Below are 12,424 nucleotides of genomic sequence, written 5' to 3'. Positions count from 1 at the left end.
GCCACACCGAGTTCGCCGCCCTTCACTATAGTTCAGCACCACCTGGGCGCAGCCGGCCAGGAAAAAGATTAAACCTTTGCCGCCCATTCACCCTCAACCGTACGCGACACTGAGGTCGCGCCACGGTTTAAGGAGTGAAGCATGAGCAGTCTCTTCATCAAGCGCGTCGGTTTTTCGATGGTGTTGGGCCTGGCATCGGTACACGCGATGGCGGCGAGTTCCGATGACTTCGTCGAAGCGGCCACCGAGGCCGGTATTGCCGAAGTGGTCACCGGCAAGCTGGCTCTGGAAAAAACTCAGAATGCCGAAATCAAGACCTTCGCCCAGCAGATGGTCACCGACCACACCCAGGCCAATCAGAAACTCGGCGACATCGCTCACAAGCTCGATATATCCGTACCCGATGAGGCGGCAATAACCGACAAGGTCAAGAAAATGATCCTGGAATGGCGGGAGGAGTCGTTCGACAAGTCTTACGTCAACAACCAGGTCGACGCTCACGAAAAGGCGGTGGAGCTGTTCAAGAAGGAAGCGGCATCTTCTGACAAGGCTGAACTGAAGGCCTTTGCCAGCGAAACCCTGCCCAAACTCGAACAGCATCTGGAGCATGCCAAGGCGCTTCAGGCCAAACACGCCAAGTGAGGCCCGCCATGAGTAACGATGCATTGAAAGCCGAAGTGCTGACTCGCCTGCTGCACGCTCACCCCCAGGGGCTGGGCAAGGAAGTGCTGGACAACTACCGGGGCGAGAAAGCCGTGGCCGGCATGCTCAAGACGCTGCAGGAGGCCGGTTTGATCCAGGATGGCAGCGTGGCGGTGAGCAGCGACCATCAGATCAGCGTGAACTACCCCATCAAACTCTCGGCTGCGGGCGTGGAGGCAGCCAGGCAAGCCGAAGACTGAACGCGCCCTCCCGCCCAACCTTGTCGCACAGGAACAGGGTTCGAGAGCGTGTCACATTCCCTGTGGGAGCGGGCGTGCCCGCGAAGGGCCCAGCGCGGTGTATGGCACCGGCTCCGCCGGTGTTCGCGGCGGTTCGACGCCTCGACACGCCCGCTCCCACAGGGCCTCTTCGCAGCTACTGCGCCGCGGTGGCGGCAGACAACAGCGACTGACACTGGTGCAACGCCTCGTCTCGCGCCTTGAGCTGCTCTTCAAGCTGCTGCAACTGACGAGCCTGTTCCGTGCACAAGTCGCGCCTGGCCTCCAGGCTCTGTGCCTGTACATCCAGCTGCCGACGCATTTCCTCGCTGGCACCCTGCGCCTGGGCCAGGATCGTGCGCAAGCCCTGGATCTGTGCATCACGCTGTTCCAGCAATTCATCCTGCGCCCTGCAGGCGCTGGCAGCCTGGCGATGCTCACCCAGCAAACGCTCGTTGTCGCGGTGCAGGCGGGTCAGCTCGTCCTGCTTGACGATCATGCCCTGCTGCAGTTGGCGCACTTCCACCTGCAACTGTTGCAGTTGCGCTTCGTGGCGACGCTGTTCCTGTTCACGCTGTTCGCGGCTGGCGTTGCGGTAGTGCTCCAGCGCATCGCGGGCATGACGGTGCTTGTCTTCCAGTGATTTGACCTGCTCGTCCTTGTCGGCGAGGCGCACCTGCAGCTCGCCCAGCGACTGGTTGAGGCTGGCACTGCGCAGCTGTTCGGCTTGAAGGGTGCTTTGGGTGGAGAGCAGTTTCTCCGATTCGGCCGCCAGCGCGGCCGCGTCGATCTGATGCTGCTGATGCGCCGCAGCCAGTGCCTGCTGGGCAATCGCCAGCTGCGCCTCCAGTTGTTCGCGCTGTCGAGTAAAGGCGCTTTCGGCCTGCTCGATCTTCAGGTCGGCCTCGTCCTGCAACTGGGTTGCCAGTTGCCCGACCATTCGGCTCAGCACGTCGCTCAGCGCAATGCCGCCCTCGGAGGCCACAGGCTGCTGGCCATTCAACTCTTTCAGGTAGCGGTGAATCGTGGTCTTGGAGCCGGTGTTGCCCAGCTCGATACGTATGGCATCGATGCTGGGGTTCTCGCCACGGGCAATCAGCGCCTGACGCGCCTGCTGCACTACAACCTTGTTGATACCGCCCCGGGCCATGCTTGCTCCTACGATTTTGTAACGTGTTATGTACCATGTAATTACATACCAATTATGGAGACAAGCCTTCGCCCGTGCAAACATTTCCTATGGTGGAATAATCACGGCTTATCGCATGTGAGTGGTTCATGAAGGCCGTGCAAGGGAATAAAGCAGTACGCCAGACAGCAAAACGCCCCGCTCGGCTTCAAGCCGGCGGGGCGCTGCAGAATGCTGACGCAGGGAGCGTCAGGTGTAGTGTTCAACCCTGGCAGGCGTTCTACGCATCAGCACCTTGCCGTTGCGTACCGACACCAGCGCATGCCCCTGGCTGCGCACCATTTCGTAATCGTCCGGCGCCGACAGCAGCAACAGGTTGGCCGGCCGCCCCACTTCGATGCCGTAGCGCTCGCCCAGGTTCAGGGTGCGGGCGCTGTTGTCGGTGATCAGGTCCAGGCAGCGCTGCAGGTCTTCGTAGCCAAGCATGTGGCAGATGTGCAGGCCGGCCTCGAGAATACGCAGGATGTTGCCATTGCCCAGCGGGTACCAAGGGTCGACGATGGAATCCTGGCCAAAGCACACGTTCATCCCGGCCCGGTCGAGCTCGGCCACGCGGGTGACGCCGCGGCGTTTCGGGTAGTTGTCGAAACGCCCTTGCAGGTGAATGCTCTCGGTCGGACAGGACACGAAATTGATACCCGACTGCTTTAGCAGGCGGAACAGCTTGTAGCAGTAGGCATTGTCGTACGAGCCCATGGCCACGGTATGGCTGGCTGTCACCCGGGCGCCCATGCCGCGCACCCGTGCCTCTTCGGCCAGCACTTCGAGAAAGCGCGACTGCGGGTCGTCGGTCTCGTCGCAATGTACATCCACCAGGCAGCCGGTACGCTCGGCCAGGTCCATCAGGAACTTGACCGACGACACGCCCTGGTCTCGGGTGTTCTCGAAATGCGGGATGCCGCCAACCACGTCGGCGCCGATGACCACCGCTTCAGCCATCAGCGCCCGGCCATTGGCATAAGACTCGATACCCTCCTGGGGGAAGGCGACGATCTGCAGGTCGAGCAGGTGGCGCACTTCGTCACGCACTTCGACCATGGCCTTGAGCGCAGTCAAGGTGGGGTCGGTGACATCGACATGGGTACGCACATGCTGGATGCCATGCTCCACCAGCATGCCGATGGTCTTTTTCGCGCGGTTCTTGATGTCGTCGTGGGTGGTGATCGCCTTGCGCTCGGCCCAGCGCTCGATGCCTTCGAACAGGGTGCCGCTCATGTTCCAGCGCGGCTCGCCGGCGGTCAGCGTGGCGTCCAGGTGGATGTGCGGTTCTATGAAGGGCGCCACCACCAGGTTCTGCCCGGCATCCAGGTCATCGGCAGCGCGCGTCGCCACCCCTTCGGCCTGGGGCACGATGGCGGCGATGCGTTCGCCGCTGAGCTCGATGCGGAACAGGCCGGGCTTGCCGCGCAGGCGTGCGTTGATGATGTTCATGATGCTTCTCCCTGGGCTTTGCGGGTGGCTCTACCCGCATAGTGGCCCAAGCCTTGTGGTATTTGCTACTGGCCCTATCGCCGGCAAGCCAGCTCCCACAGGTAAACCACAGCCCTGAAGTCTGTGCAGTACCTGTGGGAGCTGGCTTGCCGGCGATAGGGCCGGCGCAGGCAGCAAATCAGGCTCCGTCCAAGCCCATCTGCCAGAAGTCCGCCTCCAGGCTGGACGCCTGGCCGAAAATCCCCACCAGCTCGGCAAACCGTTGCTCGGTCATGCTCCGCGCTGCCAGCTCGTCCAGATGCTTGCGCGCCGCGGTGGCGACACCCTGGTAGCCTTCACCGGCATACTCGGCGATCCACTCGCGGTACGGGTGATTGCTCAGATCGCCAATGCGCTCGGACAGCGCCCGGCCAATCTCGGCGTAGCCGATCACGCAAGGCGCCAAGGCCACATGCAACTCCAGCAGGTCACCCGCGGCACCGCAGTCCAGCACATAGCGGGTATAAGCAACCGTGGCCTGGTGCTCTGGCGCGGCCTCGATATCCGCCTGGGTCAGGCCCCAGCGTGCGCACAGGCGCAAGTGCAGCTCGGTTTCATCCAGAATCGCCGCCAGCCCGGCCTGCGCGACGCGGATGTCGGCCGGGCGTCGGCTCTTGTAGGCGGCCAGCGCCCAGGCGCGGGCGAACTGGATGAGGAACAGGTAATCCTGTACCAGATAGGTGCGGAAGGCGGCTTCGCTCAACGTACCCTCGCCCATCTGGCGCACGAACTCGTGGTCGACGTAGCTGTTCCATTGCGGCGTGGCAGCAGCCTTGAGGCGGTCGAAGATATCCAAGCTTATTTGTCCTCCGGGTAGACGGCATCGAAGAAGGCCAGCTCCAGCGCCACGGTGCGCTGGTAAAAGTCAGCCGCCAGCGCGGCTTCCTGCGGGCCGACGCGGTCGAGTTCGGCTTGCAGGAAGGCAACGAAGTCCTGGAATGCCGGGTTGTCGTGCAGGGTGATCCATTCGGCGTGGACGAAGTTGTCCGGCATCGGCTTTGGCGCCTTCAGCGCCCAGTCCAGATACAGGCCTTCGGCGACGTTGAGCACCGCCAGCGCGGCCACATAGGACCGGGTGGCCGCCGCTTCGCGCATGATCGCCTTGAAGCCTGCGGTTGGCACAGTGTCGGCCGGTTCGCTGCGTTGCGCGGGGCTTACCCCCAGGGCCTCGAAGGCGCGCAGGAAGTAGGTGTTCTCGTCACTGGAGATCATCCCCGCAAAGCGCCCGAAGCGCAGGCGCGCCTCGAAGGTGTCGGCAGTGGCGATGGCCGCGCCCAGCAGGGTCAGGAAGCTGTCGAGGAAGCGGTGGTCCTGCACCAGGTAGTCGACCATGATCGGGTCCGGCAGGCTGCCGTCGCACAATTGGGTGACGAAGCGGTGGCCAACGGCCGCCGACCAGGTCGGCTCGCTGCGGCGGCGCAGGGACTGGCTGAAGCGTTCGGTCATGTTGCTGTCCTTGATGGGGGTGACAGCGAGACCGCGATGGTTGGCATGGACGGGCCTCGCAGTGAGGCCGGCAAAAAGGCAGGTTTCAAGTCCCATCCCTTCGCCGGCATGATCCGGATCAGGTTCGAAGGGTCACCGCGCTGCAGCATCTAGCGGTTTCTCAGCCCGATGCCGGGCTCCCCTTGGTGGCGCTCAGGTATACCCCAGGGCGCTGCTGCTGTCACCACCCAATCTGTGGGCAATGGGTGACCCACTAGTGGGGCCCCTCACCCATTTTTGACGCAATGGCATTTAGCGCACATCAGGCGCCACAAGGATTTGTTTAGAAACACATTCCTCGTATTTGGTTGGCACACCCGTTGCTCTAGCCCCAGAAACGGGCAAAAAGCCATTGATGGCCGCAGGCCATTATGTCGAGAGCGAGGCACAAGGCAATGAAAACACCTGCCGTGATCCACCCTGCCAGGCATGCATTCCAGCTGTCCACCCTCACCACGCTGATGCTCGGCCTCGGGCTGGTCACGGCTATCGCCGCTCCCCTCGACGACAACAGCATGCCACCGCCGACCGACCCTTCGGCCTATACCGACCAGCCGGAAGATCCAACCCAGGCCTTGCTGGACCTTTACAGCATGCCAGAGGCCAATCGAGGCGCACTCGAGTTGACCGATGGCGTGTACGGTGACCGCGACACAGTACGCGCCAACAACGTGCTGCCGCCGGCCCTGCAAACTGGAGAAAAATACCCCACCAACGGCAAGCCCAGCCCTTTGTTCGGGGCGCTGCCGTTTACCCAGCAGTTACTGCTGTTCGAGGAATTCGGCACGGAAAAACTCGACCCCACGTTGCCGCCGCCGGCCCTGACCTTCCCGGTGCCCACCTTGGGCGCAGCACCGGCGCAGGACCCTAATGTGGTGGCCCGCAGCGGCCCTAGCGGCACGGCCCTGGAAGCCTTCCTCAAACAGCCGGGCCTGTACCCGTTCCCGACCCAGTATTCCAACGTGCTCGACCGCAACCCGTGGAAGGCGCAGATCGAAATGTTCCTCAACCGCCAGCCGGTCGGCTCGCCGGCGGAAGGTCGACCACCAGGAAAAGGCTGGTCGCACCAGCGCTGGAACGAGTTCTACCCGCAGGCAGGGTTCAAGACCGCCCAGGCCGGTGCGCGCATCAACCTCGGCCTGCGTGACCGCAAGCAACTGCACAACTATGCAGTCGGTGAATTTGCCCCGGGAGGTCTGTACTACCAGACTTCCGACATCCCGAACACATTGGGCACCACCAAGGGCATCGACACCCGCTTCCACCCAAAAATGCCGCTGCAGAACCACAAGTCACTGTGGACCTTCGACGGCACCTTCCCGCCCAAGCTGCTGATGGCGCGCTATGGCCAGCCGATCCTGATGCGCCACTACAACGCCCTGCCGATCGACCCTTCGGCCAACAACGGCTTTGGCCTGCACACCCTTTCCACCCACGAGCACAACGGCCATTCGCCGGCCGAGAGCGATGGCTATGCCAATGCCTACTTCTTTCCCGGCCAGTATTACGATTACCGTTGGCCGTTGCAGCTGGCCGGCTACGACACCATCAACACCCGCGCCCAGGACCCGCGTGCGGCGTTCCCCTGCTCTCCGGGTGAAACCCTGTTCGTCAATGACGCCTCGCCAGGCCTGAAAACCTGCCAGAACGGCAGCATCAAGATTCGTGGTGACTGGCGCGAAACCATGAGCACCCATTGGTTCCACGACCACATGATGGATTTCACGGCACAGAACGTCTACAAAGGCAACGCCGTGATGATGAACTACTACAGTGCCCTGGACCGCGGCAACGAGGCGCTGCAGGATGGCGTCAACCTGCGTTTCCCCAGTGGCTCGGGCATGCCGTGGGGCAACCGGGACTACGATGTCAATCTGGTGATCGCCGACAAGGCCTGGGATGCCAACGGCCAGTTGTGGTTCAACCCGTTCAACACCGACGGCTTCCTCGGCGACCAAATCCTGGTCAACTGGCAGTACCGGCCCACGCTCAAGGTACGCGCACGCAGCTACCGCTTCCGTATCCTCAATGGCTCGGTGTCGCGCTACCTGAAGCTTGCCGTCGTGCGGGAGATCGCCGGCAACAGCGGCGAGTTCAAAGGCCCCACCGGCTCCAACCTGTCGTATGCGCGGGTACCGTTCCACATGATCGCCAACGACGGCAACATCATGGAACACACCGTGCCGTTCGACGGCACCATGGACCTCAACGGTGACGGCAACCTGCAGGACAACAACGGCGTCCTGCCGCTGCAGGGCATCGCCGAGCGCTACGACATCATCATCAACTTCGCCAAGCACGGCATCAAGGTCGGCGACAAGCTGTACCTCGTCAACCTGGAGGAGCATCAGAGCGGCAAGGGCCCGGAAGGCGCCATTGCCCTGGCCGATGTGCTGTCGGAAAAATACAAGGCGGTGATCAAGCAGACCAGCAACGGGCCGGAGTGGGACAACGGCGACCCGGCGATCGGCAAGTTCATGCAGTTCGTGGTTCAGCCCTACAGCGGCCAGGACCTGAGCATGGACCCGGTTGCCTATGAGCCGGCCAAACCGGGCAAGGCCGAAGGCCTGAAAATGCTGCCGCTGCCGATTGACCGTAATTCGGCCACCGACCAGGCCAAGCTCAAGGATGCCCGCCATCGCGAGTTCATCTTTGGTCGCTCGGACGGTACCGACACCCAGCCCTGGACGATCAAGACCGATGGCGGCTTTGGCTATTCCATGGACCCACGGCGCATCAACGCGGCGCCACAGTTGGCCCAGCAGTCCACCGACGGTGGCTTCAGCGGCGACGGCACCCTGGAAGTGTGGAAGATCATCAACGGCGGCAATGGCTGGAGCCACCCGGTGCATGTGCACTTCGAGGAAGGTGTGATCCTCAGCCGCGATGGCAAGGCCCCACCAGAATGGGAAAAATGGGCGCGCAAGGATGTGTATCGCATCGGGCCGGATATCGATTCTTCGGAAGAAGTGGAAGTGGCCCTGCGCTTCCGCGAGTTTGCCGGGACCTACATGGAACACTGCCACAACACCCAGCATGAGGACTCGTCGATGCTGCTGCGCTGGGACCTGGAACACCCAGGCCAGTTCCAGGTGATGCCGACCCCGCTGCCGGGTTGGGATGGCGTGGAGTACGTGGCTTCGGTTGGCCTGCCGACCTTCCGCACCAAAGACCATGATGACGACGACCCGGCCAACAAACCGCCGGTCGCGGCCAACGACAGCGCGGCTACTACGGCAGGCAAGCAGATCACCCTGAACGTGCTCGCCAACGACACCGATCCGGAAAACAACCTGCCGTTGACCGTCGTCGGCCTCAGCCAGCCGAGCTCCGGCCAGGGCGCTACCAGTACCGACGGCACAACGGTCACCTACGTCCCACCGGCCACGGTAACCACAGCGTTCACCGCCAGCTTCAACTACTCGGCTCGTGATGCCAAGGGCGCCGAATCGGTGGCCCCGGCCACGGTCAGCATTGCGGTGAGCCCGGCAGCGGCGGTCGACCAGATCCAGGTCACCAGTGCCACGGTGCAGGTGCGCAGCGGCAACCGCTTCACCTGGGACATTTCGGGCACCACCACGGTGGCCACCGGCAACAGCATTACCGTGACGGCGGCTACCACCAGTGGCCCGCTGCTGCTGGGCACGGCCACGCTCAGTGCCACTACCAGCGGTGCCCGTTGGCGGTTGTCGACCACCACCACCGGCAGCGGCCCGGCCACACCAGCGACCGTGACCGTGAAATCGGCACTGGGGCAGAGCGTGACGGCGCCGGTCAGCATCAGGTAACCGAAAGCGGGGGCCGCCATGCGGCCCATCGCTGGCAAGCCGGCTCCCACCTCGACCGCATCGGCTCCAAGCCTTGTGCAGTACCTGTGGGAGCTGGCTTGCCGGCGATAGGGCTGCAGGGCAGCCCCCAATACCGTTATCGACGAGGACCGCATCATGTCCGGCTCATGGCGTTTCCTGCTGGTGCTCTCACTGTTCGCCGCCAGCATCCCGTTCTGGCCGCTGCAACCGCAGCAACCCGTGGCCGAGGAAGCTGCAACGCCCTGGGGTGCCGACTACTTCCCCAACATCCCGCTGCTCACCCAGGAAGGTGAAAAAGTGCATTTCTTCGACGACCTGATCAAAAACAAGGTGGTCGCCATCAACTTCATCTTCACCGGCTGCTCCGATTCCTGCCCGGTGGAAACCGCCCGCCTGCGCCAGGTACAAAAAATCCTCGGTGACCGGGTCGGCAAGGACATCTTCCTCTACTCCATCAGCATCGACCCCTACAACGACACCCCCGCCACCCTCAAGCGCTACGCCGAAAAGTTCGGTATCGGCCCCGGCTGGACGCTGCTCACCGGCGAGCCAGCCGATATCGAACAATTGCGCCGCAGCCTGGGCCTGTACATCGATGGCCTGGAAAACGGCCGCTCCAAAGACCACAACCTGAGCCTGATCATCGGCAACCAGGCCACCGGCCGCTGGATGAAAGCCTCGCCCTTCGAAAGCCCGTACATCCTCGCCGACCGCCTGGGCAACAGCCTGCACAACTGGAAACAGGCCAGCGCCATGGCCAACGACTACGCCCAGGCTCCCGAGGTGCGCGCCCCCAGCAGTGGCGAGCAGCTGTTCCGTACCCGTTGCTCGTCCTGCCACACCCTGGGCAACGCCGAACCAGGGCAGCCCGGCATCGGCCCCGACCTGCTGGGCGTGACCCGCCAGCGTGATGCCAGCTGGCTGACCCGCTGGCTGAAGGAGCCCGACCTGATGCTGGCCCAGAAAGACCCCTTGGCCATGCTGCTGTACGAACAGTACAACCGCGTGGCCATGCCCAACATGCGCCTGGGCGATACCGAAGTCAGCGCGCTGATGAGTTACATGGAGGAAGAAACCGCGCGCCTGCAGACGCCCCTGGCCGATAAGGGCAATCCTTAAAGGCAATTAGCCATCAGTCATTAGGCTGTCATCTTACTGTCGTATTTTTTCGACCATCACCCAGGGTCGGGAACTATCAGCAGTGATTCGCCGTTCGCTTTCATCCGCCAGCCTTCTGCGGCTGCTGATCCTGATGCTCTGTGCAGCCACCCTGGCCTTTCTCTGGGGGCTGCACGTTTCGCAGAAGGCCGCCGCCCGCCAGGACGCGCTGTCGGCCAAGGCCGCCGAGCACCTGAACCTGGCCAGTATCGTCGGCGAGAGCCTGCGCCAGCTGGTGGATCGCGCCCAAGCCGTGGGCCGGGTCACCCAGGACGACATGAAGGTGCTGCGCCAGGGCAGCGTCAGCCTGGCGCGGATGCTTGCCGAAGACCCGGTATTCAAGCGCATGAGCCTGTATGACCGGCAAGGCCGGCTGTTGTCGGCCAGCCATGCCGAAGAAGCCGCCGAACTGCCCGAAGACTGGCTGCGCCAGCTGCAACGGCACGTTGCCCGCTACGGTTTCAAACCGTTCCTGCCCAGCGTGCAGCCCCCCGGCCAACCGGCCACCCTGCCCAACTGGCACCTGCCCTTCCTGCTGCCGCTGACCAACCTGCCCGGCCGCGAAATCGACAATATCCTGGTGGTGCAGCTGGACATCGGCTACCTGGCGGTGCTGCTACAGCACATCGACCTGGGCAGCAGCGGGCTGGTGCGCCTGTTGCAGGATGACGGCCTGGAGCGGTTGCGCATCGATAGCAGCGGCGTGGTGGTGGCCGGCGACGCCCTGCTGCCCGGGCTGCCGGACAGCGGCAGTGAAGCAGGCATGCTGACCCAGTACGCGGCCGGCGACCCGTACCAAAGCCTGTACCGGCGCCTGCCCGAGCGGGGTTTCAGCGTGGTGGTCAGCCAGCGCCAGGACGAAATCCTCGCGCCTTCGACGCTGGCCTATTCCCGGCAGTTCTGGCTGAACCTGAGCATGACCCTGATGATCCTCGCCAGCCTGCTGTGGACCTTGCGCCTGTTGCGCAAGCGCCAGGAGGCCTTCAACGCGCTGGAACAGGCGCAGCAGGTCAACCAGCAGTTGATCGGCCGCCTCGAGGACGAACACCGGCGCAGCAGCCATGCCGCGGCCACCGACCACCTCAGCGGCCTGCACAACCGGCGCCAGTTCGTCGAGGTGGCCGGCCAGGCGCTGACCCGGCAACGCGGCAAGCGCCGGCTGATGGCGATCCTGTTCATCGACATGGACCGCTTCAAGTCGATCAACGACTCGCTCGGGCACAAGATCGGCGACCTGCTGCTGCAGGCCGTGGCCGGGCGTATCCAGCGTCTGCTGGAGCCAGGCGACGAGGCTTCGCGCTTTGGTGGCGACGAGTTCGTGGTGCTGCTGGCCGGCGAGCGCAGCGAGGAACAGATCAATGCCTGGGTCCGCGTACTGGTGCAGAAGCTGTCGGCCACCTACGCGCTGGACGGCCAGGAGGTCAACACCAGCCCCAGCGTGGGCGTGAGCATCTGCCCGCGCGATGGCCAGGACATCGACAGCCTGATCCGCAGTGCTGATGCCGCGATGTACTCGGCCAAGCAGGCCGGGCGCGCCCAGTACCGTTTCTTCGACCCGTCGCTGAACCTGGCCGACATCCACGCCTTCACCCTCGAACAGGCCTTCGGCAGCGCCCTGGCCGAGCGCCAGTTCGTGCTGCACTACCAGCCACAGATCCGCCTCGACACCCAGCAGGTGCTGGGCTACGAAGCGCTGGTGCGCTGGGACCACCCCGAGTTCGGCCTGCTGTACCCGGACCGGTTCATTGACCTTGCCGAACGCAGCGGCTTCATTGTCGAACTGGGCTGGGAGGTGCTGCGCCTGGCCTGCGAGGCCTTGTCGAGTTGGCACGCCCAGGGCCGGGAGACACGGCTGGCGGTCAATGTATCCGCCCTGCAGCTACGCCAGGCGGACTTCGCTGCACGGCTATTGAGCAAACTGCAGCAGTACGCCATCGCCCCGCAGCAGCTGGAGCTGGAAATCACCGAAACCACCATCCTCGACCCCGAAGGCACGGCGGTGGCGCACCTGCACACCCTGCGCGACGCTGGCCTGGGCATCAGCCTGGACGATTTCGGCCGCGGCTACGCCGGATTCGCCCACCTGCACTCGCTGCCGCTGAGCAAACTGAAGATCGACCGCTCGCTGATTGCGCCGCTTTCCAACAGCCACGACGACAGCCCGATCGTGTCGTCCACCATCATCCTTGCCAAACGCCTGGGCCTGGAAGTGGTGGCCGAAGGCGTGGAAACCCGCGAACAAGTGGTGTGCCTGAAGCTTGCCGGCTGCGATATCGCCCAGGGCTACCACTTCAGCCGGCCACTGTCGCCGGCGCAGTTGCGTGACTACCCGCTCTTCAACGGTGTCGAGGACAAGGCCTGCGTGTAACGCAAGCCAGATCGGGGCTGCTTCG

The 12,424-nt window shown here is 63.6% G+C and carries 9 protein-coding genes and 1 riboswitch; of the genes, 5 read left to right on the top strand and 4 right to left on the bottom strand.

Annotated elements, in window-relative coordinates; all coding sequences use genetic code 11:
* Nucleotides 1–141 precede the first annotated feature (141 nt).
* The gene (locus tag ABX298_RS23490; RefSeq protein WP_367393722.1) at nucleotides 142–642 is read left to right on the top strand and encodes a DUF4142 domain-containing protein; all 501 of its coding nucleotides are present in this window, start codon (nucleotides 142–144) and stop codon (nucleotides 640–642) included.
* Between the two features lie 8 nt (nucleotides 643–650).
* The gene (locus ABX298_RS23485; protein ID WP_075045200.1) at nucleotides 651–902 is read left to right on the top strand and encodes a hypothetical protein; all 252 of its coding nucleotides are present in this window, start codon (nucleotides 651–653) and stop codon (nucleotides 900–902) included.
* Nucleotides 903–1,077: 175 nt separating this feature from the next.
* On the opposite strand, the gene ABX298_RS23480 is transcribed toward ABX298_RS23485, so the two are convergent.
* The 4 genes from ABX298_RS23480 to ABX298_RS23465 form a co-directional block, all read right to left on the bottom strand.
* Complete coding sequence (locus tag ABX298_RS23480) at nucleotides 1,078–2,070, bottom strand: DNA-binding protein (protein WP_286099830.1); 993 nt, start codon at nucleotides 2,068–2,070, stop codon at nucleotides 1,078–1,080.
* Nucleotides 2,071–2,298: 228 nt separating this feature from the next.
* Nucleotides 2,299–3,540 carry a cytosine deaminase gene (gene codA / locus ABX298_RS23475; protein ID WP_317409691.1) on the bottom strand — a complete coding sequence of 414 codons (1,242 nt, stop codon included), beginning with the start codon at nucleotides 3,538–3,540 and terminating at the stop codon, nucleotides 2,299–2,301.
* Between the two features lie 178 nt (nucleotides 3,541–3,718).
* Nucleotides 3,719–4,381, bottom strand: coding sequence for a thiaminase II (tenA, locus tag ABX298_RS23470; protein ID WP_367394487.1), 663 nt, complete (start codon nucleotides 4,379–4,381; stop codon nucleotides 3,719–3,721).
* The gene (locus ABX298_RS23465; protein ID WP_286099827.1) at nucleotides 4,378–5,025 is read right to left on the bottom strand and encodes a TenA family protein; all 648 of its coding nucleotides are present in this window, start codon (nucleotides 5,023–5,025) and stop codon (nucleotides 4,378–4,380) included. Before ABX298_RS23465 ends, tenA begins: the two co-directional genes overlap by 4 nt.
* Nucleotides 5,026–5,103: 78 nt before the next feature.
* Nucleotides 5,104–5,218: riboswitch (TPP riboswitch) on the bottom strand.
* A 241-nt stretch (nucleotides 5,219–5,459) separates the two neighbouring features.
* On the opposite strand from ABX298_RS23465, the gene ABX298_RS23460 reads away from it, so the two are divergent.
* The 3 genes from ABX298_RS23460 (at nucleotide 5,460) to ABX298_RS23450 (ending at nucleotide 12,399) form a co-directional block, all read left to right on the top strand.
* Nucleotides 5,460–8,852, top strand: a complete 3,393-nt coding sequence (locus ABX298_RS23460; protein ID WP_367393721.1) for a multicopper oxidase domain-containing protein — start codon at nucleotides 5,460–5,462, stop codon at nucleotides 8,850–8,852.
* Nucleotides 8,853–9,008: 156 nt separating this feature from the next.
* On the top strand, nucleotides 9,009–9,992 hold the full coding sequence (locus ABX298_RS23455) for an SCO family protein (protein WP_286919261.1): 984 nt from the start codon (nucleotides 9,009–9,011) through the stop codon (nucleotides 9,990–9,992).
* An 82-nt stretch (nucleotides 9,993–10,074) separates the two neighbouring features.
* On the top strand, nucleotides 10,075–12,399 hold the full coding sequence (locus ABX298_RS23450; RefSeq protein WP_367393720.1) for a putative bifunctional diguanylate cyclase/phosphodiesterase: 2,325 nt from the start codon (nucleotides 10,075–10,077) through the stop codon (nucleotides 12,397–12,399).
* Nucleotides 12,400–12,424 lie beyond the last annotated feature (25 nt).

It is taken from the genome of Pseudomonas sp. X4 (genome assembly GCF_040784925.1).
Classification (GTDB): domain Bacteria; phylum Pseudomonadota; class Gammaproteobacteria; order Pseudomonadales; family Pseudomonadaceae; genus Aquipseudomonas; species Aquipseudomonas putida_Z.
This window is presented reverse-complemented; position numbering and strand designations above follow the sequence as displayed.